The organism is Barrientosiimonas endolithica, from assembly GCF_030296655.1.
GTDB classification, from domain to species: domain Bacteria; phylum Actinomycetota; class Actinomycetes; order Actinomycetales; family Dermatophilaceae; genus Barrientosiimonas; species Barrientosiimonas humi.
This window is the reverse complement of sequence record NZ_AP027735.1, coordinates 1070897-1093807: the sequence shown is the minus strand read 5'-3', so window position 1 is coordinate 1093807 and position 22911 is coordinate 1070897. Positions and strand designations below refer to the sequence as shown.

The window sequence follows — 22911 nt, the reverse complement described above, 5'->3', positions numbered from 1 at the left end:
CCGTCGGGCCCGTCCACCCGGCACCCGCTGCCCGCGCAGCAGCAGGGTCGTCCCGGCCCGATGCCCGGCCAGAACGGGCCGGCGGGCATCGACGCACCCGGCGGCGCGCCCACCGGCCCCGGCCTGCCTCCCGGCCCCGGCGGACCCCAGGGCCCGAACGGCCCCCACGGCCAGAACGGCCCCGGCGGCCCCGGCGGTCCCGGCCCGAACGGGCCGCACGGACCCGACGACTCCGGCCGCGGCCCCGAGGAGCAGCCGCCCTCGCACCGGCCGGTCGGCCACGAGGGGATGCGGGTCGACATCTCCGAGCGCCCGGCGTGGGCGATGAACGGCTTCCTCGCCCTGCTCGTCGCGCTGGCGATGCTGGTCGGCGCCGGGCTGTCGGCGCTCGCCGGGCTCGTACCCGTCGCGATCGCGCTGGTGGTGCTGGCGGTCTTCGTCGGCTCCCCGCTCGTGGTCATCCAGCCCGGGCAGACCCGGGTCATCCAGTTCTTCGGCCGCTACGTCGGCACGGTCCGCCGCACGGGCCTCACCTGGGTCATGCCGCTGACCACGCGCCGCAACGTGTCGGTGCGGGTCAACAACTTCGAGACCAACGCGCTGAAGGTCAACGACGCCGACGGCAACCCGGTCGAGATCGCGGCGATCATCGTCTGGCAGGTCGCCGACACGGCGAAGGCGACGTTCGCGGTGGAGCACTACACCGACTTCGTCAGCGTGCAGTCCGAGGCGGCGCTGCGGCACGTCGCGACCACCCACCCCTACGACGACCCCGACGGCCGCGGCACCTCGCTGCGCGGCTCGACCGACCAGGTCTCCGAGGAGCTGGCCCACGAGGTCGCGGCGCGCGTGGCCATCGCCGGCGTGGAGATCCTTGAGGTGCGCATCAGCCACCTCGCCTACGCCCAGGAGATCGCCCAGGCGATGCTGCAGCGGCAACAGGCCAGCGCGATCATCGCCGCGCGCGAGCGGATCGTCGAGGGCGCGGTGACGATGGTCGAGATGGCCATCGAGCGGCTCGAGCGCGAGTCGGTCGTCGAGCTCGACGAGGAGCGCAAGGCCGCGATGGTCAGCAACCTGCTCGTCGTGCTGTGCGGCGACCAGCGCGCCACGCCGGTCGTCAACACGGGAAGCCTCTACCACTGACCTCCGACCAGCCCTCGACGTCGGGGCGGGGCGGCCAGCGCAAGGCCGTCCTGCTCCGGCTCGACCCTGCCGTCCACGACGCGCTGCAGCGGTGGGCGGCGGACGACCTGCGCAGCGTCAACGCCCAGGTCGAGACGGTGCTGCGCGACGCGCTGCGCAAGGCGGGCCGGCTCCCCGCGACGCGGCGCCGATCCGCCGGCGGGGCCGCCCCAGCAAGGACGGTTAGCGCCCGGCCGGGGCCGCGGCTCAGCCCTCGAGCGAGTGCGCCAGGGCCAGCACGGCGGACACGGTCTGCTCGCGGATCGCCGCGCGGTCCCCGCTCAGGTCCAGCTGCCGAACGGTGGTGCCCTCGGGCCGCGCGACAGCGACGAACACCCGCCCGACCGGCTGCCCGTCCTGCTCGGCCGGGCCGGCCACCCCGGTGGTGGCGAGACCGACGTCGGCACCCAGAACCCGCCGTACGCCCTCGGCCAGCTGAGCCGCGACCTCGCCCTGGACCGCGCCGCCCCGGGCGAGCAGCTCGCCGTCCACGCCGAGCACCGCCGCCTTGACCTCGGTGGCGTAGGCCACGACCCCACCGCGCACGACCGCGCTGGACCCGGGGACCTCGGTGAGCGCGGCGCACACCAGTCCCCCGGTGAGCGACTCGGCCGTGGCGACGGTGCGACCCCGCTCGGTCAGGACGTGCACGACGTCGCGCGCCGCCGGCTCCCGCACGACGGCCTCAGGACGCCGCGAGGCTGGCCGGCACCGCTATCCGCCTCGCGCGTCGTCGGAGGGTCCGGGGCGACCGCGCAGGCTCGCCCGGCGAAGGCGTACGGCCTTGGCGCAGTAGTCGATTCCCGTCACGACCGTCACCGCGACGGCGGCGAGCATCACGATCATCGCGACGACGTGGAGCCATTCCGGCAGTGGCATGACGAACATCGCGATCGCGACGATCTGCAGGACCGTCTTGGCCTTGCCGCCGCGGCTCGCCGGCATCACGCCGTGCCGGATGACCGCGAAGCGCAGCAGCGTGATGCCGAGCTCGCGCACCAGGATCACGACGGTCACCCACCACCACAGCTCGCCGATCATCGACAGCCCGACGAGCGCCATGCCCACGAGCGCCTTGTCGGCGATGGGGTCCATGACCTTGCCGAGGTCGGTGACCAGGTCGCGCGAGCGGGCGAGGTCGCCGTCGATGCGGTCGGTGAGGCTGGCCAGGACGAAGACGGCGAAGGCCGCCCACCGGAACCCGGTGTTGCTCCCCGTCGGTCAGCAGCAGCACCGCGAAGACCGGCACCAGCAGGATGCGCAGGGCGGTGAGCTGGTTGGCGACGTTCCAGTTGCTGACCGCCCGGCTCGGGGTGGCCATCGGGTCGGGCTCTTCGGGGATGTGCATCAGGCGGGCTCCGTGAGGGGGTCGGCGAGCAGATCGATGCCCTCCGTCCCTATCACCCGAGCCCGCACCAGGTCACCGACGGCATGCGTGCCGGACGTCAGCTGGGTGACGCCGTCGACGTCGGGACCCTGCTGGCCCGCGCGGCCGGTCGCCTGCCCGTCCTCGACCGACTCGACCAGCACCTCGACGACCTCGCCGACGCGCTCCTCGGCGCGCTGCAGGTTCAGCTCGTCGGCCAGCGTGCGGATGCGCTCGACCCGCTCGGCGACCTCGTCGGGGTCGAGCTTGTCGCCGTAGGTCTCGGCCTCGGTGCCGTCCTCGTCGGAGTAGCCGAAGACCCCGACCACGTCGAGCCGCGCCTCGGCGAGGAACGCCTCGAGCTCGGCGAGGTCGTCCTCGGTCTCGCCGGGGAACCCGACGATCACGTTGGAGCGGATGCCGGCCTCGGGCGAGCGCTCGCGCACCTGCTGCAGCAGGTCGAGGAAGGAGCGGCGGTCGCCGAACCGGCGCATCCGGCGCAGCAGCGGGCCGGAGGCGTGCTGGAAGGAGATGTCGAAGTAGGGCACGACGCCCGGGACCTGGGTCATGGCGTCGAGCAGGTCGGGGCGGATCTCGGCCGGCTGCAGGTAGCTCACCCGCACCCGCTCGATGCCCTCGACGGCGACCAGCTCGGGCAGCATCGTGTCGAGCAGCCGCAGGTCGCCGAGGTCCTTGCCGTAGGACGTGGAGTTCTCGCTGACGAGGAAGACCTCCTTGACCCCGCGCTCCCCCAGCCAGCGGGCCTCGGCGAGCACGTCGGTGGGCCGGCGCGACACGAAGGCGCCGCGGAACATCGGGATCGCGCAGAACGCGCACCGCCGGTCGCAGCCGCTCGCGATCTTCAGCGGCGCCCACGGCCGCCCGTCGAGCCGGGCCCGGATGACCCGCGGGCCCGCGCCCGCGACGGGGCTCTCGACGACCACGTCGTCGGGACGGGAGGTCTCGGCGGCGCCCTGCCCGTGGCCGGGGGTCGCCACGCCGGCCGCGGACTCCTGCCGCGCCACCGGGGACAGCGGCAGGAGCGTACGTCGGTCGCCGGGGGTGTGCGCCGCGGGCCGGTGGCCCTGGAGCACCGCGGTGAGGTGGCCCGACATGTCGGCGTAGGAGTCGAAGCCGAGCACGGCGTCGGCCTCGGTGAGCTGCTCGGCGAGCTGGTTGCCGTAGCGCTCGGCCAGGCAGCCGACCGCGACCACCGCCTGGGTGCGCCCGGTCTGCTTGAGGTCGTTCGCCTCCAGCAGCGCGTCGATGCTGTCCTTCTTGGCCTGCTCGACGAATCCGCAGGTGTTGACGACGGCGACGTCGGCCTCGGCGGCGTCGTCGACCAGGCTCCAGCCCTCGGCGGCCAGCCGGCCGGCGAGCTCCTCGCTGTCGACCTCGTTGCGGGCACAGCCGAGGGTCACCACAGCGACGCTGCGGCGGTCAGTGGGGTTCGGCACGCGGCCACTCTAGTGAGCGTGGTCTGATGGCCTCCATGACCGAGACCCGGCGCGACATCACCGACCTGCTCCGCGAGCACCCGCTGATCGACGGGCACAACGACCTGCCGTGGGCCGCGCGCCAGTCGGTGCGGTACGACTTCGACCGGCTCGACGTCTCCGGCGACACCAGCGACCGGACGCACACCGACATCCCGCGGTTGCGCAAGGGGTGCGTCGGCGGGCAGTTCTGGTCGGTGTTCGTCCCCGCCTCGCTCACCGGCGACACGGCCGTCAGCGCCACGCTGGAGCAGATCGACGCCGTCCACCAGCTGGTCGCTCGCTACCCCGACGACCTCGGCATCGCGCGCACGGCCGACGAGGTGCTGGAGGTGTTCCGCTCCGGGCGCATCGCCTCGCTGCTCGGTGCCGAGGGCGGCCACTCGATCAGCTCCTCGCTCGCGACCCTGCGCATGATGTACGTCCTCGGCGTGCGCTATCTCACGCTCACCCACAACGACAACGTGCCGTGGGCCGACTCCGCCACCGACGAGCCGGTGCTCGGCGGGCTCTCCCGGTTCGGCGTCGAGGTGGTGCGCGAGATGAACCGCACCGGCATGCTCGTCGACCTGTCCCACGTGTCCGCCGACACGATGCGCGACGCGCTGGCCGCGAGCGAGGCGCCGGTCATCTTCAGCCACTCCAGCGCCCGCGCCGTCGCCGACAGCCCGCGCAACGCCCCCGACGACGTGCTCGAGACGCTGCGCGACCGGAACGGCGTGATCATGGCGACCTTCGTGCCGGCGTTCGTCTCGCCCGCGTGCGCGGAGTACCGCCGCGAGGCGACGGAGGCGGCCCGCGCCCAGGGCGTCAAGCCCAGCGACCTCGACGCGTTCGAGCGGTTCGCGCAGGAGTACCAGCGCACCCACCCGATGCCGACCGCCACCATCGACGACGTCGTGGCCCACTTCGTGCACATCCGTGAGGTGGCCGGCATCGACCACATCGGGGTCGGCGGCGACTACGACGGCGTGCCGGGGCTGCCGGTCGGCCTCGAGGACGTCAGCCGCTACCCCGCGGTGCTCGAGGCGCTGCGTGAGCGGGGCTGGAGCGACGACGACCTCGCCAAGGTCGCGGGCGGTAACGTGCTGCGGGTGCTGCGCGACGCCGAGGCCGTGGCCCGTGACCTGCAGCAGACCCGCGGGCCGAGCCTGGCCACCATCGAGGAGCTCGACGCCTCCGCCTGATCGGCGATCTACGCACCCGCGGGGCGGGGCGCTTGCGATGATGACCCGGTGCCCGAGCTCGCCCTCGTCCTCCCGGTCCTGACCTGCGCGCTGATCCTGCTGGTCAGCGGCGCGGCCAAGCTGCGCGAGCGCCAGGCCACCGCCGACGCCTTCGGCGCGCTGCGTGTCGACGCGCCGTCGTGGGCGCCGGCGCTGCTCGCGCCCGCCGAGCTGGTGCTCGGCGTCGCGCTGCTGGTGAGCCCGGCGCCGCTGCTCGTCGTGGTGGCGAGCGCGACGCTCGCGCTGCTGCTGGCGTACTGGCTCGTCGTGGCCCGCGCCCTGCGCTTCGAGCACCCGGTGCGCTGCGGCTGCTTCGGCCGGCTCGGCGCGCACACGATCACCGGCCGCACCCTGGTGCGCAACACGCTGCTGGTGCTCGCGGGAGTGCTTGCCCTGGTCGGCGCGCTGCGCGGGGTGAGCGTGCCGTCCGCGCTCGCCGACCTCGACCAGTGGTGGCTGTGGCTGGTGGGGGCCGCGCTGGCGGCGGCGGTCTGCACGCTCAGCCTCGGCGGCAGCGGCGAGCCGGCCGCACCGGCTGCGGCACCGGCCGCGGAGCCCGGCGACGACGCCGGCGAGCTCGACTACGTCCGCCACCCGATCCCGTACGGCCAGACCCGCACGCCCGAGGGCACCCAGCTGACGCTGCACGAGCTGGCCACCGAGCGTCCCGCGCTGCTCGTGGCGCTGAGCCCCGGCTGCGGCCCGTGCACCCGCATCGCCCCCGACCTGCGCGTCTGGGAGGAGCAGCTCGGCGGGGTCGTGGCGGTGCGGGCGCTGTTCGACGCCGACCCCGAGCGGGTGGCCGAGCTGGCGCCCGCCGCCGCGCCGTACGCCCTCTACGACCTGGACCTCAACGTCGCCCGGGTGCTGCGCCTGTTCGCCAACCCCTCCGCGGTGCTGCTGGGCGCCGACGGGCTGCTCGCCGGCGGCCCGGTCGAGGGCGAGCCCGCCGTGCGCGCGATGGTCGAGGACATCCGCGCCGAGCTCGCCGACGCCGGCGCCCTGCCCGCGGACTCCCCGAGGACACCTCAAGATCCCGTCAAGACGTGTGAAGGTCGCGTCAAGCGGGGCGGACGCGGGCGGCGTCGGGCAGACGCTGCACGCATGCCTGAGCTGCTTGTCGCCGGCGTCGTCGCTGCCGGCCTCCTCGTCTATCTGCTGTACGCCCTCCTGCACCCGGAGAAGTTCTGATGCCGGGCGCGGTGCTCACCCTCGCGACCCTGGTGCTGGCGCTCGCCGTCGCGCACCTGAGCCTCGGCGGCTATCTCGCGCGGGTGCTGACCAGCGACCGGCACCTCGCCGTCGAGCGCGCCGTCTATCGCCTCTCGGGCGTGAATCCGCAGTCGCAGCAACGCTGGTCGACGTATGCCATCGCCTGCCTGGCGCTCGCGGTCGTCAGCATCGCGCTGCTCACCGCACTGGTGCTGCTGCAGGGCCGGCTGCCGCTGAGCAGCGGAGAGTCGCAGTCACGCACCGGCGCGCTCAACACCGCCGTCTCGTTCGTCACCAACACCAACTGGCAGAGCTACGGCGGTGAGACCGGCGCCTCGCGCCTGGTGCAGACGCTCGGCCTGACGATCCAGAACTTCGTGTCGGCGGCGGTCGGCATCGCGGTGTGCGCGGCGCTGATCCGCGGCGTGGCCCGCGACGGGTCGGGCACGGTCGGAAACTTCTGGGTCGACCTCACCCGGGTCGTCGTGCGCGTGCTGCTGCCGGTCGCGGCGGTCGGTGCGGTGCTGCTGCTGGCCGGCGGGGTGATCCAGAACCTCGACGCGCCCACCACGGTCGGCACGCTCGGCGGCGGGCAGCAGCAGATCAACGGCGGCCTGGTGGCGAGCCAGGAGGCCATCAAGCTCCTCGGCACCAACGGCGGCGGCTACTTCAACGCCAACTCCGCGCACCCCTTCGAGAACCCCAACGCCGTCACCAACCTGCTCGAGATCTTCCTGATCCTGCTCATCCCGTTCGCGCTGCCGAGGACGTACGGCCTGATGGTGGGCGACCGCCGTCAGGGCTGGGCCGTGCTCGGCTTCATGGTCACCCTCTGGGCCGCCGCGCTGACGATCACGACGATCGCCGAGTCCCGTGCAGCCACAGGGCCGCTCGGCGGCATGGAGGGCAAGGAGGTGCGCTTCGGGATCTTCGGCTCCGCGCTGTTCGCCAGCTCCACGACCGGCACCTCGACGGGCGCGGTCAACTCGATGCACGAGAGCTATTCGCCCATCGGCGGCGGCACCCTGCTGCTCAACATGCTGCTGGGCGAGGTGTCGCCCGGCGGCGTCGGCTCGGGGATGTACGGCGCGTTCCTGCTCGCCACCCTCACCGTCTTCCTGGCCGGCCTCATGGTGGGCCGCACGCCCGAGCTGCTCGGCAAGCGCATCGGGCGCCGGGAGATCACCTGCACCTCGCTCGCGCTGATCACCGCCCCCGCGCTGGTGCTGCTCGGCACCGGCCTGGCGCTGGTCGTCCCGGCGTCGCGGGCCGCCGTCGCCGACGACGGCGCGCACGGGCTCACCACGATGCTGTACGCCTTCGCGTCGGCCGCGAACAACAACGGCAGCGCCTATGCCGGGCTGAGCGCCGACCAGCCGGTGCTCAACCTGGCCCTGGCGACGTGCATGCTGCTCGGCCGCTACCTGCCCGTGGTGCTCGTCCTGGCGCTCGCGGGATCCCTTGCGGCACAACGCCGTTCGCCGGTCACTGCGTCGTCCATGCCGACGCACACCCCGCTGTTCTCCGGGCTGATGGTGGGGGTGGCGCTGCTCGTCGCCGGCCTCACCTTCCTACCCGCCCTCGCCCTCGGTCCGCTCGCGGAGGCCCTGTCATGACCCAGCTGCTCACCCTCGGCGCCGCCCAGCTCCCGCAGCGCTGCGCAAGCTCAACCCCGTCCACCTGTTCCGCTCGCCGGTGATGTTCGTCGTGTGGGTCGGGGCGGTGCTCACCACGGCGCTGTCGGTGCTGCACCCCGGCGTCTTCAGCGTGTCGGTCACGGTGTGGCTGTGGCTGACGATCCTGTTCGCCAACCTCGCCGAGGCGGTCGCCGAGGGCCGCGGACGCGCCCAGGCCGACTCGCTGCGCCGCACGCGCACCACGACCACGGCCCGCCGGCTGCTCCCGGCCGGCGGCGAGGAGGAGGTCGCCGGCGCCGACCTGCGGGTCGGCGACCGGGTGGTGGTCACCGCCGGCCAGGTGATCCCCGGCGACGGCGACGTGGTCGAGGGGATGGCCACCGTCGACGAGTCGGCGATCACCGGCGAGTCGGCCCCGGTCGTCCGCGAGGCCGGCGGCGACCGGTGCGCGGTGACCGGCGGCACCACGGTGCTGTCCGACCGGATCGTCGTGCGGGTCACCGCGGAGCCGGGCCGCTCGTTCCTGGACCGGATGATCTCCTTGGTCGAGGGCGCCGCGCGGCAGAAGACGCCCAACGAGGTGGCGCTCGGCATCCTGCTGATCGTCCTGACGATCATCTTCCTGCTCGCGGTCGCGACGGTCCCGCCGCTCGCGGGCCTCACCGGCGAGCCGCCGTCGGTGATCGTGCTCGTCGCGCTGCTCGTCTGCCTCATCCCGACGACCATCGGGGCGCTGCTGTCGGCGATCGGCATCGCCGGCATGGACCGGCTCGTGCAGCACAACGTGCTCGCGACGAGCGGCCGCGCGGTCGAGGCCGCGGGCGACGTCGGCACGCTGCTGCTGGACAAGACCGGCACCATCACGCTCGGCAACCGCCAGGCGTACGCCCTCCACCCGCTCGGCGGCACGCCGGCCCGGCGCGCGCAGGAGCTGGCGCACCTGTCGTCGCAGACCGACACCACGCCCGAGGGCCGCTCGATCGTCGACTGGTGCACCGCGCAGCTGCCCGCCGCGCCGCGCTGCCCCCGGGGCGCGGTCGACGTGCCGTTCAGCGCGCAGACCCGGATGAGCGGCGTCGACCTGCCCGACGGCACCCAGGTGCGCAAGGGTGCGACCGGCGCGGTGCGCGCGTGGATCGTGGAGCACGGCGGCACCTGCGACGACGCCGTCGACGCGATCACCGACCGCATCGCCGAGCAGGGCGGCACCCCGCTGCTCGTCGCGGTGCACGGGGTCGGCGAGCACCCGGTCGCCGTGGGCGTGCTGCACCTGAAGGACGTGGTCAAGCCCGGCCTCGCCGACCGGTTCGCCGAGCTGCGCAGCATGGGCATCCGCACGGTGATGGTGACCGGCGACAACGCGCGCACCGCCGCCTCGATCGCCGCCGAGGCCGGGGTCGACGACGTGCTCGCCGAGGCGACGCCGGAGGACAAGCTGCGGCTCATCACCCAGGAGCAGGCCGGGGGCCGGCTCGTCGCGATGACCGGCGACGGCACCAACGACGCGCCGGCGCTCGCCCAGGCCGACGTCGGCGTGGCGATGAACACCGGCACCTCGGCCGCGAAGGAGGCCGGCAACATGGTCGACCTCGACTCCGACCCGACCAAGCTGATCGACATCGTCGCCATCGGCAAGCAGCTGCTGATCACCCGCGGCGCCCTCACGACGTTCTCCATCGCCAACGACCTCGCGAAGTACTTCGCGATCATCCCCGCGATGTTCGTCGCGACCTACCCGGGCCTGGAGGCGCTGAACATCATGCGGCTCGGCTCCCCGGAGTCGGCGATGCTCTCGGCGGTCATCTTCAACGCGCTCGTGATCGTGGCGCTGATCCCGTTGGCGCTCAAGGGCGTTCGCTATCGACCGATGCCGGTCGGGGCGCTGCTCCGACGCAACCTGCTGGTGTACGGCCTCGGCGGCGTCGTCACGCCGTTCGTCGGCATCAAGCTCATCGACCTGTTCGTCTCCGCACTCCCAGGACTGTGATCGCCATGCTCCGAAGCACCACCTCCCGGTCCGCCGCCGTCGTGCGGCAGGGCACCGCCGCGCTGCGCGTGCTGCTGCTGCTCACCGTCCTGCTCGGGGTCGCCTACCCCGGCGCCGTCTGGGCCGTCGGCCAGGCCGGGCTGCGCGACCAGGCCGAGGGGTCGCTCGTGCGGGTCGACGGGCGGGTCGTCGGCTCCTCGCTGCTGGGCCAGCGGTGGACCGGGGCGCAGTGGTTCCACTCCCGACCGTCGGCCTCGGACCACGCGGGCGACACCAGCGGCGGGTCCAACCTGCCCGCCTCCAGCCCCGACCTGCAGGCCGACGTGGCGCAGCGGCGCGCGGCGCTCGGTGGCGCCGCGACACCCGACCTGCTCACCGCGAGCGGCAGCGGGCTCGACCCGCACATCACGCCCGCGGCGGCCGACGGGCAGGTGGCCCGGGTCGCGACCGCCCGCGGGCTGCCGCGCACCCAGGTGGCCGCGCTCGTACGTCAGCAGACGCAGCACCCGACGCTGGGCTTCCTCGGGCAGCCACGGGTCAACGTGCTGCAGCTCAACCTCGCCCTCGCGCGGGTGGCCGCGCGGGACTGACGTGGCGGCCGGGCACAATCGCGGGGTGGCTCGCGGACGACTGCGCATCTATCTGGGCGCTGCCCCCGGTGTGGGCAAGACCGTCGCCATGCTCGGCGAGGGCGCCGCCGCCGCGACCGGGGCACCGACGTGGTCGTCGGCGTCGTCGAGACCCACGGGCGGGCCCGCACGGCCGACGCGCTCGCGGGGCTGGAGGTGCTCCCCGGGTCGCCGTCGCGCACGGCGACCGCACCGTCGACGAGCTCGACGTCGACGCGGTGCTGCGCCGTGCGCCGCAGGTGTGCCTGGTCGACGAGCTCGCGCACACCAACGCCTCCGGCTCGCGCCACCGGCGCCGCTGGCAGGACGTCGAGCAGCTGCTCGACGCCGGGATCGACGTGATCTCGACCGTCAACGTGCAGCACCTGGAGTCGCTCAACGACGCCGTCGCCGGCATCACCGGGGTGCGGCAGCGCGAGACGGTGCCCGACGAGGTGGTGCGCGCGGCCGACCAGGTCGAGCTGGTCGACATGAGCCCGGAGGCGCTGCGCCGCCGGCTCGCCCACGGCAACGTCTACCCCGCCGAGCGGGTCGACGCGGCGCTGTCGAACTACTTCCGCCCCGGCAACCTCTCCGCGCTGCGCGAGCTGGCACTGCTGTGGGTCGCCGACCGGGTCGACGAGCACCTGGAGCACTACCGCGACGAGCAGCGCATCGAGCAGACCTGGGCCACCCGCGAACGGGTGCTCGTGGCGCTCACCGGCGGCCCCGAGCAGGAGGTGCTGCTGCGCCGCGGAGCGCGCATCGCCGCCCGTGGCGCGGGCGGAAAGCTGTTCGCGGTCAAGGTGATTCCCGACTCGGGCCTGCGCGACTCCCCCGCCGAGTCGCTCGCGGCCGCCCGGGAGCTCACCCACGAGCTCGGCGGCGAGATGCACGTCGTCACCGGCTCCGACGTGGCCCGCTCGATCCTCGACTTCGCCCGCGGCATCAACGCCTCGCAGATCGTCATCGGCGCCAGCCGCCGGTCGGCCTGGCAGAGCCTGCTCAGCCAGGGGTGGGCGAGCAGGTGGTGCGCGGCTCGGGCGACATCGACGTGCTGATGGTCTCCCACCCGGAGTCTCGAGCGGTGCGACGGCCGCGCTCGGCAGGCTCGCTCGGCCGAGGACGTACGCTCGCCGGCTGGCTGCTCGCCACGCTCGGCGCCGCGCTGCTCACCTGGGTGCTGACGCTGACCAGCGGCAGCCACGAGCTGCCGCTGGAGATGCTGCTCTACCTGGCGCTCACCGTGCTCGTCGCCATCGTCGGCGGGCTGCTGCCGGCCGTGGTCGCGGCCGTCGTGTCGAGCCTGCTGATCAACTGGTTCTTCACCGACCCGAGATACACCCTGACCATCAGCGAGCCCGAGAACATCGCTGCCGTCACGCTTTTCGTGCTCGTGGCCGTCGCGGTGGCCTCGGTCGTGCACCTGGCCGAGCAGCGCGCCCGCCTCGCGCTGGCGGCCGAGCGCGAGTCGCGCCTCCTCGCCGACCTGGCGCACACGCTGATCGACGCCCGCGACCCGCTGACCGACCTGCTCACCGCCACCCGCGAGCTGTTCGACGCGCGGGGCGCGGGGGTGCTGCGACGCACCGCGAGCGGCACCCTGCAGGGCCCCGTCGCGACGGTCGGTGACCTGGACGGTCCGGGCGAGCTGACGACCGCGACCATCGACGAGCGGCACGCGCTCGCGCTGCGCGCACCGGCCCCGAGCGGGCGGGAGCGCCGGCTGGTCGAGGCGGTCGCCAGCCACGCCGCGGCAGCGATCCGCTCCCGGGCGCTCGCGGCCGCGGCCCAGGAGGCCGGCCGGCTCGCCCAGGACAACAAGGCGCGCGGGGCGCTGCTGGCCGCCGTGTCGCACGACCTGCGCACCCCGCTCGCCGCGATCAAGGCCGGCGTCGGCGGGCTGCGGCTCACCGACGTGGACCTCAGCGCCCAGGACCGCGCCGAGCTGCTGGAGACCGTCGAGGACTCCGCCGACCGGCTCGACGGGCTGATCGGCAACCTGCTCGACCTGTCGCGCCTGCAGTCCGACTCGGTGCGCCCGCACCTGGTGCCGGTCGAGGCGTCCGAGCTGGTCGACCTGGCCCTCGCCGGCCTCGCGGGCCGCGGCCACGTGGAGGTCGACGTGGCCCCCGACCTGGTGTGCGTCGCCGACGTGGGCCTTGCCGAGCGGGTGCTCGGCAACGTCGTCGACAACGCCGTGCAGCACGGCGGCCGGCACGGCGTGCGCATCGACGCGGGGCGCGTCGGCGCCGCCGTCGAGATCCGGGTCGTCGACCGTGGCCCCGGGGTGCCGGCCGACCAGCAGGAGCGCCTGTTCGCGCCGTTCCAGCGGCTCGGCGACGCGCCGCGCGGGTCGGGCGTCGGCCTGGGCCTCGCGGTGGCCCGGGGCCTCGCCGAGACGATGCGTGGCAGCCTCACCGCCGAGGACACCCCGGGCGGCGGGCTGACCATGGTGCTGCAGCTGCCCGCGCTGCCCGCGACCCCCAGCGATCCTCCCGAGGAGACCCCGTGACCCACGTCCTGGTCGTCGACGACGAGGCCGCCATCGTCCGCACGCTCGGCATCACGCTGCGAGCGCACGGCTACTCCGTCGCGCAGGTGCACGACGGACGCTCGGCGCTGCAGGAGGTGCTCGACTCGCCCCAGCCGCCCGACCTGGTGGTGCTCGACCTGGGCCTGCCCGACGTCGACGGCGTCGAGGTCATCCGCCGACTGCGCGGACGTACCCAGATCCCCGTCATCGTGCTGTCGGCCCGGCACGACTCCGACGACAAGGTCGAGGCGCTCGACGCCGGCGCCGACGACTTCGTCACCAAGCCGTTCGGCGTCGAGGAGCTGCTCGCCCGCATCCGGGTGGCCGAGCGGCGGCTGCAGCCCGGCGAGCACCGGCCGGCCCCGCTGCGCACCGCCGACGTCGAGCTCGACTTCGCCGAGCGCACCGCCCGCCGCGGCGGGCAGGACGTGCACCTCACACCCACCGAGTGGTCGATGCTCGACGTGCTGGCCGAGCGGCCCGGCCACCTGGTCAGCCAGCAGGAGCTGCTGCGGCGGGTGTGGGGCGTGGGCTACGACCGGCAGTCGCACTACCTGCGGGTCTACGTCTCCCAGCTGCGCCGCAAGCTCGAGGACGACCCCGCCGCCCCGCGCCTGCTGGTCACCGAGCCGGGCCAGGGATACCGCCTGGAGGCCACCCCGCCCGCATGAACCACCCGCATGAAACCGGGTTTCATCGGCACCCCCAGGCATGAAACCCGGTTACGTGTAACTGACCTCAATGCATCAGGGTCAAACGCACGTAACCCGGTTTCATGCGCGGGAAGGTGTGCGCCGCGCCTCACGCTGACGCCTCACGCCTGACGCACTGACGCCTCACGCCTCGTCGGTGTCGGTGTCGGTGCGGGTGTCGGTGGCGCGGTCGCTCCTGGGGGCGTGCCCGCATCACCCCGCCACCGCCGTACGTCCGCGTCACCCTCGGCGTGGAAACGCGCCATCGTCATGGCCAGCAGCCGGGCGACCACCAGCGCGACGTAGTTGAGCCCGGCCAGCTGCTCCAGCATGACGATGGAGCGTGCCTGTCCCCCGACCGGCGAGATGTCGGACAGGCCCGTGCCGGTCATCGTCGTGAAGCTCAGGAACAGCATCTGCATCCAGGTCAGCGGCCCGTCGCCGGCGTGCGAGAACTGCTCGGGCCCCCAGACGTTCTGCACCGCGCCGTACAGGTACGCGAACGCCCACGCGACCACCGTGAAGCACGACCCGGTCGCGAACATCTCGTCGGTGCTGACGTGCCGGTCGGCGAACATGTACCGCACCAGCGCATAGGCCAGGTAGAAGTAGAACGCCGCGTGAGTCACGTTGGACAGCAACGAGATCGTGTTGTTGTCGCGCACGACGACCTCGACCAGGGTCAGCACCGCGGCCGGCACGCCGAACACCCACGACACCCAGTTCAGCGCCGGGGTGGCGCGCACCGCGCCGACGGCGATGACCAGCACCCCGAGCTGGAAGAGCGAGAAGACCGCGCGCCCGAGCTCGCTGTCGGTGAACGGGTAGACCAGGATCCCCAGCAGCTGGGCGCCGAGCAGCACCGCGTTGGGGTAGTAGCGCCACCGCTGCCACCGCGGCCGCGGACCCCGGCCGCGGTGCACCCGGTTCTCAGCGGCCGTGCTGGGTCAGCTCCCACGCGTCCTCACCGGACTCATCCTCGCCGTCATGGCCGTCGTGGTACGCCTGCGCCGGCTCCTCGCCCACGTCACCGGCGTCGTCGGCCCGGTCGGGGACCTCCTCGCCGCGCAGCAGCGCGAGCGTGGTCGGCAGGTCGTCGGGCTTGACCAGCACGTCACGCGCCTTGGAGCCCTCGGACGGGCCGACGATGCCGCGCGACTCCAGCAGGTCCATCAGGCGACCGGCCTTGGCGAACCCGACGCGCAGCTTGCGCTGCAGCATCGAGGTCGACCCGAACTGCGTGGTGACGACCAGCTCGGCCGCCTGCAGCAGCACGTCGAGGTCGTCGCCGATGTCCTCGTCGATCTCCTTCTTGGGCGCCGAGACGGCGACGTCGTCGCGGTAGGTCGGCTTCAGCTGCTCGCGCACGTGCTCCACGACCTGCTGGACCTCGGTCTCGGTGACCCACGCGCCCTGAACACGCATCGGCTTGGAGGCGCCCATGGGCAGGAACAGCGCGTCACCCTGGCCGATGAGCTTCTCGGCGCCGGGCTGGTCGAGCACGACGCGGCTGTCGGCGAGCGAGCTGGTGGCGAAGGCCAGTCGGCTCGGCACGTTGGCCTTGATCAGACCCGTGACGACGTCGACCGACGGGCGCTGCGTCGCGAGCACCAGGTGGATGCCGGCCGCGCGCGCGAGCTGGGTGATGCGCACGATCGACTCCTCGACGTCGCGCGGCGCCACCATCATCAGGTCGGCGAGCTCGTCGACGATCACGAGCAGGTAGGGGTAGGGCTGCAGCACCCGCTCCGACCCGGGCAGCGGCTGCACCCGTCCGGAACGCACCGCCTTGTTGAAGTCGTCGATGTGCTTGTAGCCGAACGCCGCGAGGTCGTCGTAGCGGGTGTCCATCTCGCGCACGACCCACTGCAGCGCCTCGGCGGCCTTCTTGGGGCTGGTGATGATCGGGGTGATCAGGTGCGGGATGCCCTCGTAGGCGGTCAGCTCGACCCGCTTGGGGTCGACCAGCACCATGCGCACCTCGTCGGGCGTCGCGCGCATGAGCACCGAGGTGATCATCGAGTTCACGAAGCTGGACTTTCCGGCGCCGGTGGCGCCCGCCACCAGCATGTGCGGCATCTTCGCGAGGTTGGCGATGACGTAGCCGCCCTCGACGTCCTTGCCGACACCCATCACCATCGGGTGCTCGTTGCCGCGCGCGGCCTGGCTGCGCAGCACGTCCCCGAGGCTGACCTTCTCGCGGTCGGTGTTGGGGATCTCGATGCCGATGGCCTTCTTGCCCGGGATGGGGCTGAGGATGCGAACGTCGGCCGACGCGACGGCGTAGGCGATGTTCTTCGACAGCGCCGTGACCTTCTCGACCTTGGTGCCGCCGCCCAGCTCGACCTCGTAGCGGGTGACCGTCGGGCCGCGGGTGAACCCGGTGACCTCGGCGTCGACGTTGAACGACTCCAGCGTCTCGGTGAGCGCCTCGACGACGCGGTCGTTGGCCGACGAGCGCGACTTGTGCGGGGTGCCCGGCTCGAGCAGCGTGCTCTCGGGCAGCGTGTAGGTGACGTCGCCCGCGAGCGCGAGCTGCTCGACGCGCTGCGGCAGCTGCTGGGTGGGCGGGGCCTCGAGCTTGGACCTGCTCTCGCCGGCGGCCGCCTCCCCGCCTTGGCGGTCGGCAGCTTGACCGCGCCCTGCTTGGCCCGGTCCAGCGCCTCGGCGGCCGCGGCCGCCTCGCCGTCGTAGACCTCGCCGCCGGCGCGCTCGGGGTCGTCCTTGGGGGCCTTCTCGCCGGGGCGCAGCACCCGTCCGCCCTTGGTCCGACGGGGTACGACCGTGGCCGCCTGCTCGAACGCCTCGTCACCCTCGCGGGCCTCGTCGTCGGACCCCTCGTCGGCGTCCTTCTTGCGGGTGCGCCTGCGCCGCTTCGGCGCCGTGCCGTCGATGTCGGCGCCGTGCCGGTCGGCCGCGACGGCGTCGAGCTGCTCCTCGTCCTGGTCGTCGTAGGCCTCGGGCATGCCGAAGATCCGGTCGCGCAGCTCGCCGAGCCGCTGCCCGACCAGGTGCACCGGCGTGGCGGTGACGACGAGCAGGCCGAAGACCCCGAGCAGGAGCAGCAGCGGCACCGCGCCCCAGACCCGGACGGCCGCCTCGAGCGGGCTGGAGGCCAGGAAGCCGATGATGCCGCCGGCCTCGCGCATGGCCTCCTGGCCGTCGGGCGGGGCGGGCATGCCGTCGGCGAGGTGGGCCAGGCCGCAGGCGGAGAAGGCCAACATGACCAGGCCGATCACGACCCGGTTGGTCGGTTGGTGGCCGCGCGGCGAGCGCAGCAGGTGCACCCCGAGCAGCAGCAGCACGAGCGGCAGGACCAGGCCGACCCGGCCGAACGTGCCCGCGACGACCGCGTGCACGACGTCGCCGAAGAATCCGCTCAGGCCCCACCACTCGCGAGCGGCGACGACGAGCGAGAGCGCGACGAGCAGGAAACCGACCCCGTCGCGACGGTGCTCGGGGTCGAGGTCGCGCGCGGACGTCCCGACCCGACGGGCGGCGCCGCCGGCGACGTGCGCGACGCCCATCCAGGTGCCGCGCAGCGCGCGCAGCGGCAGGGGCAGCCCGCCGCTGGTCGTCCTGGCGCGCGTGCTGCCACCCGCGCCGGCCTTCTTCTTGGCGGGCGGGCGGGAGGACGTGCGCGAGGACGGTCGCGTGGAGCGACCGCGACTCGCGGAGGCGCGCTGGGACGACGCGGACTGACGGGTGGCCACGTCCGCAGGGTAGCCCTTCGTCCCACCTGCACCACGTGTCACACGCGGGGGCCGGCGATGCCGGGGCCCGGAGGGCACGTCACCGATCGGGCCGAGCGACCCGCCCGGGCGCCGCTGCCGGCGGCCCCCGACCCCGACGTACGCCCGGGGCTCAGGACCGCAGGCGGCGCAGCACTCCCCGGGCCGGCGCGGTCGCCGCCGACCCGAGCGAGACGGCCGCGCCGATCGCGCCCGCCCCGAGCCGGGCGCCCTGGGCCGACAGCGACAGGTGCATGTCGCGGGTGGCCCGGCGCACGGCCTCGTCGAAGCCGGCGGCCCCGCCGGGCGGGGGCGGGACCAGGTCGTCGAGGTCCTCCTCGGAGCGCACGGCGTCGTGGATCAGGCTGCCGACCAGCGGCCGCGCCACCCCGGAGTCGACCGGCGTGACGAGCCCGACCCACAGGCTGGCGAGCTCGGGGGTGAGCACCGGCACGGTCGCGATGTAGCGCGGGCCGAGGTCGGTGAGGGCCGCGAAGCGCTCCATCATCTCGGCGTAGGTCAGCACGTCGGGGCCGCCCACGTCGAAGGTGCGGTTGAGCTCGGCCGGCAGGTCGGCGGCCTCGGCGAGGTAGTGCACGACGTCGTCCGCGGCGATCGGCTGGATGCGGTTGCGCAGCCAGCGCGGCGCGACCACGACCGGCAGCCGCTCGGTGAGGTAGCGCAGCATGTCGAACGACGCCGACCCGTCGCCCAGCACCACGCCGGCCTGCAGGACCGCGGTCGGCACGCCCGAGTCGAGCAGGATCTTCCCGACCTCGACGCGCGAGGCCAGGTGCGGCGACAGCTCGCCGTCGGGGTGCAGGCCGCCGAGGTAGACCAGCCGCCGGACGCCCTGCTGCGCCGCGGCGGTCGCGAACGTGCGCGCCAGCTCGCGGTCGCGCTCCTCGAAGTCGTCGCCGCCGGCCATCGAGTGCAGCAGGTAGTAGGCCACGTCGACGCCCTCGAGCGCCGCGGCCACGTCGTCGGCGTCGGACGCGTCGCCCTCGGCGACCTCGACCGCGTCGCCCCAGTCGAGCTCGGCGATGCGGTCGGCGCTGCGCGAGAGCACCCGCACCGTCCGGCCGCGGCGCAGCAGCTCGGGGACGAGCAGCCCGCCGATGTATCCGGTGGCGCCGGTGACGAGCACCGGCCCGTCGCCGGCGGGCCGGTCGGTCTGGTCCGTGGCCATGTCAGTCTCCGATCGCGAGGGCGGGGGAAGCAGCAGGAGCATGCCGAGCGACCACACCACATGGGTGATCGTCGGCGCGAGGATGCCGCCGGTGACCCGACGCTGCAGGCCGGTCACCAGGCCGAGCGCGGCGGCGGCCAGCACGAGCAGCGGCACCCCCGTGCCCACGGTCGACAGGGTGTACGCGATCGTCGAGACCGCGACGGGGTGGCGGGTGAGCGCGGCATACATCGCGCCGCGGAAGAACAGCTCCTCGGCGATGCCGTTGATCGCCGTGATGAGCGCGACGGCGAGCAGCGAGCCGAAGCGCGCGTGGTCGAGCAGCTCCTCCACCGGGCCGCGCAGCAGCGGGATCCGGCCCACCACGAGCGCCCCGGCGAGGAACACCAGCAGCAGCGAGACGCCGAGGACGACCGGCTGCACGACCGGGCGCGCGTCGATGCGCCCGGTGCGGGTGCGGGCGCGGCCCAGGTGCAGCGGCCCGGAGGCGAACGCCCCGGCCACCCAGACCGCGGCGAGCGCGAGGGTGGCGACGTAGAAGGCCGAGCTGCCAGGGGGCGTACGCAGCGCCCAGGTCAGCAGCGCGAAGCCGACGACGAGGGTGGCCAGCACCACGACCTGGCGGCGACGGATCGCGGCGCGCGACTCACGGTGGTCGCGCGGCACCGGGTCGACCAGGGCCGCACGGGCGAACCGTCCCAGCTCGCCGAAGGGCCCGCCACCGCGCTCGCTCACCACCGCACCGTATGCCCTGGGGGCGCTGCCTGCCCTGGGGGCGCTGCGGTCGCGCGGGGCGGCCGGTCGGGCGCTGCGGCGCTCAGCCCGGGACGCGCAGCCGCGCCCAGACCACCGCGTGGTCGGTGTCGGGCACGGTCGCGCTGCCGGCGTCGACCACGCGACCGCCGCGCTGCAGCACGTGGTCGATCTGCACGAACGGCGGCACCCGCTGCCCCACCGGCCAGGTGCGCACCCACCCCTTCCCGGCGGCGCCGTGGGCGTCGGTGAGCCCGGCGGTCGCCTCGCGGAAGGCCGGGTGGGCCGAGGAGGAGTTGAAGTCGCCGGCCAGCACCAGCGGCTCGTCGGTCGGCTGCGCGCGCACCCACCGCCCCAGGTCGCGCAGCTGTCGGTGCCACCCCGCGACGAGCTCGCCGGCGGGTGGGTACGGGTGCACGCCCTTGACGACGTACGTGCCCGAGGGTGCGCGCACGCGCGCGACAGGTGAGCCGAAAAGGCCTGGCACCTGGGCGTTCTCGAGCGTCTGGAGCGGGTGGCGGCTGCGGATCATGGTGCCGTCGGCGCCGGTGCGCGGGCTGCCGGCCGACTGCGGCAGGAGGCGGTCGAGGCCGGCGCGGCGCAGCGCGGCGGCCGCGTCGGGCGTGACCTCGACCAGGACGAGCACGTCGACGCGCTGCTGGCGCACCAGGGTGACGAGCGCGGCGGGGTCGGCGCGGCCGTACTGCAGGTTGGCGCTCATCACGACCTGGTCGCCCGGGCGCGCCGGCACCGTGTCGCTGCGCAGCGATCCGCCGGCGAGCAGCAGCGGTACGAGCGCGGCCAGCACCGCGAGCACCGTCGCGGCGGTCCGGTGCCGCAGCGCCAGCAGCAGCGCCGCCCAACCCACCGCGAGCGCCCCGACGACCGGGAAGGCGGCCTGCAGGACGGGGACCTGGAAGCGGTGGGTGTCCCACCAGCGGGTGCTCACCAGCAGCCCGACCAGCACGGTCAGGCCGGCGGCGGCGAGGCGCCGGGTGCGCGCGGACGGCCGTCTCACCGTCCCCGCCTGCCGCACGGTCACGAGCCTAGACACCGCCCCGACCGAGCCGGACTTGCCCTGCGGACGGCGTTACTGTACAAACGTACATGTACATACGTACATCAACGGAGGAGCCCCGCATGACCACCACCCCACCGCGCAAGCGCGACCCGGAGGGCCGCCGGCGGATGATCATCGCCGCCGCGGCCGAGCACGTCCTGGAGCACGGGCCCGGGTCGCTGACCCACCGCGCCGCGGCCACCCGCGCCGGCGTGCCCCTGGGGTCCACGACACAGCACTTCAGCTCGATCGACGACCTGCGCGAGGCCGCGCTGCAGTCGCTGGTCGACGAGACCGACGTCGAGATGCAGCAGATGGCCGAGCGGCTCGACTCCCCGAGGCCATCGCCACCGAGCTGCCGGCGCTGCTGCACGAGGCCCTGTCCGACCGCCGCGAGGTGCGCGCCGGGGTCGCGATGTACTCCGCGGCGCTGGCCGACCCGGGCCTGGAGGCCCTGGCCGTGCGCTGGACCGAGCGACTCACCGAGATGCTCGAGCGGCACGTCGGACGCGAGCGCGCCGTCGCGCTCGAGGTCGTCATCAACGGCGCCACCCTGCACGCCGCGCTGCGCGAGGCCCCGCTGAGCCGCGAGGCCATCGCGCGCATCACCGACGCGATCCTGGCCATGCCGACCGCCAAGGACCCGTCATGAACGCCTCGGTCACCTCGCTCTCCGCGCGCGCCGACACCCTGTCGCCGCGCCGCCGCTGGCTCGCGCTCGCCGTCCTGAGCGCCAGCCTGCTGCTCATCACGATGGACATGACGATCCTCAACATCGCGCTGCCCGACATGGCGGCCGAGCTCAAGCCGACGGCGGAGCAGCAACTGTGGATCGTCGACGTCTACTCGCTCGTCCTCGCCGGGCTGCTCGTCTCCTGGTCGGCCATCGGCGACCGGTGGGGCCGCAAGAAGATGCTGCTCCTGGGCTACCTCATCTTCGGCGTGGCCTCCTTCCTCGTCGTCTTCGCGAGCGAGGCGTGGCACGTGATCGCGATCCGGGCCTTCCTCGGCGTCGGCGGGGCGATGATCATGCCGACGACGCTGTCGCTGATCCGCGTGGTCTTCACCAGCCCCAAGGAGCGCGCGACCGCACTGAGCATCTGGGCCGCGGTCTCCGGGCTGGGCGCGGCCGTCGGCCCGCTCGTCGGCGGGTTCCTGCTGGAGAACTTCTCCTGGCACTCGGCGTTCCTGGTGAACATCCCGCTCATCGCCGTCGGCATCGTGGCCGGGCTGGTCATCCTCCCGGAGTCGAAGGTCCCCAACCCCGGCCGCTGGGACGCCCTCGCCGCCGCGCTCTCGCTCGTCGGCATGACCCTGCTGATCTGGTCGGTGAAGAAGTTCGGCAAGGAGGCCGGCTTCGACGTGCCCCTGGCCTGGGCCGCGCTCGCGGTCGCCGCCGTCGCGCTGACCTGGTTCGTGCGGCGCTGCCTGCGCAGCGACCACCCGCTGCTGGACCTGCGCCTGTTCCGCAACCGCACCTTCACCGCTGGCATCGTCGCCGCGCTCGGCGCGACGTTCTCGCTGATCGCCGCGCTGCTCCTGCTCGCGCAGTGGCTCCAGCTGGTCGACGGCGCCTCGCCCATCGAGGCCGGGCTCCGACTGGTCCCCGCCGCGCTCGCCGGTGCCGTCGCCGCCGCGATCGCACCGCCGCTGTCCCGCGTCATCGGCGCCCGTGCCGTGCTGGCCGGCGGGCTGGCCCTGGCCGGCGTCGGCATGCTGCTGCTCGGCCTGCAGGACGGCGAGCTCAACGGGGCGATCGTGCTCGCCTACCTGGTGCTGGTCGGCGCCGGCACCGGATCCCTGGCGATCGGTTCCGCGATGCTCATGGGCGCCTCGCCCGAGGAGAAGGCCGGCAACGCCGGCGCTCTGGAGGAGACGTCGTACGAGCTCGGCGGCACCCTCGGCGTAGCCGTGATGGGGAGCATCTCGGCTCTGCTGTACCGGGCCGAGCTGGTCGACAGCGCGGCCCTCGACGGCCTCGACCCCGCGCTCGCGGCGCAGGCCGAGGAGTCGCTGGGCGCGGCGATGGCCATCGCCGGGCAGCAGCAGCTGCCGCAGCTCGCGGCGAGCGCCGGGCAGGCGTTCACCGAGGGGATGCAGTCCACCGGGCTCATCGGGGGCATCCTGATGCTCGCCGTCGCGGCGCTGGCCTTCGTGCTCACGCCGAAGGGCACCGACGTCACGCGCGCCGCGCACTGACGCCGCGACGCCGCTGCGCACGGGGACCGAGCCA

The 22911-nt window shown here is 74.0% G+C and carries 16 protein-coding genes and 3 pseudogenes; 12 read left to right on the top strand and 7 right to left on the bottom strand.

Going from position 1 to position 22911, the window contains the following annotated elements; translation table 11 throughout:
• The first annotated feature begins 60 nt into the window (after nucleotides 1-60).
• A complete protein-coding gene (locus QUE40_RS05620; RefSeq protein WP_433997072.1) occupies nucleotides 61-1146 on the top strand; it encodes an SPFH domain-containing protein in 1086 nt (361 codons plus the stop codon).
• A 246-nt stretch (nucleotides 1147-1392) separates the two neighbouring features.
• Here the strand turns inward: QUE40_RS05620 and QUE40_RS05615 are convergent, their stop codons facing one another.
• The 3 genes and pseudogenes from QUE40_RS05615 to rimO all read right to left on the bottom strand — a co-directional run bounded on the left by QUE40_RS05615 (nucleotide 1393) and on the right by rimO (nucleotide 4008).
• Complete coding sequence (locus tag QUE40_RS05615; RefSeq protein WP_289232550.1) at nucleotides 1393-1863, bottom strand: CinA family protein; 471 nt, start codon at nucleotides 1861-1863, stop codon at nucleotides 1393-1395.
• Nucleotides 1864-1899: 36 nt separating this feature from the next.
• Nucleotides 1900-2533 (bottom strand): annotated as a pseudogene (gene pgsA / locus QUE40_RS05610) (CDP-diacylglycerol--glycerol-3-phosphate 3-phosphatidyltransferase).
• A complete protein-coding gene (gene rimO / locus QUE40_RS05605) occupies nucleotides 2533-4008 on the bottom strand; it encodes a 30S ribosomal protein S12 methylthiotransferase RimO (protein WP_289232549.1) in 1476 nt (491 codons plus the stop codon). The pseudogene pgsA and the gene rimO overlap by 1 nt, the downstream one beginning before the upstream one ends.
• Before the next feature lie 35 nt (nucleotides 4009-4043).
• Between rimO and QUE40_RS05600 the strand changes: the two genes are divergently transcribed.
• From QUE40_RS05600 to QUE40_RS05560, 9 genes and pseudogenes are all read left to right on the top strand, one after another.
• Nucleotides 4044-5234, top strand: a complete 1191-nt coding sequence (locus tag QUE40_RS05600; RefSeq protein WP_289233021.1) for a dipeptidase — start codon at nucleotides 4044-4046, stop codon at nucleotides 5232-5234.
• A gap of 48 nt (nucleotides 5235-5282) precedes the next feature.
• Nucleotides 5283-6464, top strand: coding sequence for a K(+)-transporting ATPase subunit F (gene kdpF, locus QUE40_RS05595; protein WP_289232548.1), 1182 nt, complete (start codon nucleotides 5283-5285; stop codon nucleotides 6462-6464).
• Complete coding sequence (gene kdpA, locus QUE40_RS05590; protein ID WP_289232547.1) at nucleotides 6464-8101, top strand: potassium-transporting ATPase subunit KdpA; 1638 nt, start codon at nucleotides 6464-6466, stop codon at nucleotides 8099-8101. Before kdpF ends, kdpA begins: the two co-directional genes overlap by 1 nt.
• An 82-nt stretch (nucleotides 8102-8183) precedes the next feature.
• Nucleotides 8184-10109, top strand: a complete 1926-nt coding sequence (kdpB, locus tag QUE40_RS05585) for a potassium-transporting ATPase subunit KdpB (protein ID WP_433997071.1) — start codon at nucleotides 8184-8186, stop codon at nucleotides 10107-10109.
• Nucleotides 10110-10114: 5 nt separating this feature from the next.
• A complete protein-coding gene (kdpC, locus tag QUE40_RS05580; protein WP_289232546.1) occupies nucleotides 10115-10699 on the top strand; it encodes a potassium-transporting ATPase subunit KdpC in 585 nt (194 codons plus the stop codon).
• 88 nt (nucleotides 10700-10787) lie between these two features.
• Nucleotides 10788-11295 (top strand): annotated as a pseudogene (locus QUE40_RS18920) (histidine kinase); the annotation flags it as partial.
• Between the two features lie 126 nt (nucleotides 11296-11421).
• On the top strand, nucleotides 11422-11778 hold the full coding sequence (locus QUE40_RS18915) for a universal stress protein (RefSeq protein ID WP_350227134.1): 357 nt from the start codon (nucleotides 11422-11424) through the stop codon (nucleotides 11776-11778).
• Nucleotides 11733-13232: a sensor histidine kinase gene (locus QUE40_RS05565; RefSeq protein WP_289233019.1), complete on the top strand. Its 1500-nt coding sequence runs from the start codon at nucleotides 11733-11735 to the stop codon at nucleotides 13230-13232. Before QUE40_RS18915 ends, QUE40_RS05565 begins: the two co-directional genes overlap by 46 nt.
• Complete coding sequence (locus QUE40_RS05560) at nucleotides 13229-13924, top strand: response regulator (protein WP_142004750.1); 696 nt, start codon at nucleotides 13229-13231, stop codon at nucleotides 13922-13924. Before QUE40_RS05565 ends, QUE40_RS05560 begins: the two co-directional genes overlap by 4 nt.
• A gap of 143 nt (nucleotides 13925-14067) precedes the next feature.
• On the opposite strand, the gene QUE40_RS05555 is transcribed toward QUE40_RS05560, so the two are convergent.
• The 4 genes and pseudogenes from QUE40_RS05555 to QUE40_RS05540 form a co-directional block, all read right to left on the bottom strand.
• On the bottom strand, nucleotides 14068-14868 hold the full coding sequence (locus QUE40_RS05555) for an ion channel (protein ID WP_289232544.1): 801 nt from the start codon (nucleotides 14866-14868) through the stop codon (nucleotides 14068-14070).
• Nucleotides 14869-14875: 7 nt separating this feature from the next.
• Nucleotides 14876-17472, bottom strand: a pseudogene (locus QUE40_RS05550) (DNA translocase FtsK).
• A 337-nt stretch (nucleotides 17473-17809) separates the two neighbouring features.
• Complete coding sequence (locus QUE40_RS05545; RefSeq protein ID WP_289232543.1) at nucleotides 17810-19600, bottom strand: NAD(P)H-binding protein; 1791 nt, start codon at nucleotides 19598-19600, stop codon at nucleotides 17810-17812.
• Between the two features lie 82 nt (nucleotides 19601-19682).
• Nucleotides 19683-20636, bottom strand: a complete 954-nt coding sequence (locus tag QUE40_RS05540; protein WP_289232542.1) for an endonuclease/exonuclease/phosphatase family protein — start codon at nucleotides 20634-20636, stop codon at nucleotides 19683-19685.
• Nucleotides 20637-21075: 439 nt separating this feature from the next.
• On the opposite strand from QUE40_RS05540, the gene QUE40_RS05530 reads away from it, so the two are divergent.
• Together QUE40_RS05530 and QUE40_RS05525 are read left to right on the top strand one after the other, a co-directional pair.
• Complete coding sequence (locus QUE40_RS05530) at nucleotides 21076-21330, top strand: hypothetical protein (protein ID WP_289233142.1); 255 nt, start codon at nucleotides 21076-21078, stop codon at nucleotides 21328-21330.
• Nucleotides 21327-22877, top strand: a complete 1551-nt coding sequence (locus QUE40_RS05525; protein ID WP_289232541.1) for an MFS transporter — start codon at nucleotides 21327-21329, stop codon at nucleotides 22875-22877. Before QUE40_RS05530 ends, QUE40_RS05525 begins: the two co-directional genes overlap by 4 nt.
• The last annotated feature ends 34 nt before the right edge of the window (nucleotides 22878-22911 follow it).

Coding starts and splice junctions, on each gene's coding strand:
- QUE40_RS05600 (WP_289233021.1), top strand. CDS start 4,044: ATGACCGAGACCCGGCGCGACATCACCGACCTGCTCCGCGAGCACCCG.
- kdpA (WP_289232547.1), top strand. CDS start 6,464: ATGCCGGGCGCGGTGCTCACCCTCGCGACCCTGGTGCTGGCGCTCGCC.
- kdpB (WP_433997071.1), top strand. CDS start 8,184: ATGTTCGTCGTGTGGGTCGGGGCGGTGCTCACCACGGCGCTGTCGGTG.
- QUE40_RS05525 (WP_289232541.1), top strand. CDS start 21,327: ATGAACGCCTCGGTCACCTCGCTCTCCGCGCGCGCCGACACCCTGTCG.
- QUE40_RS05620 (WP_433997072.1), top strand. CDS start 61: ATGCCCGGCCAGAACGGGCCGGCGGGCATCGACGCACCCGGCGGCGCG.
- kdpC (WP_289232546.1), top strand. CDS start 10,115: ATGCTCCGAAGCACCACCTCCCGGTCCGCCGCCGTCGTGCGGCAGGGC.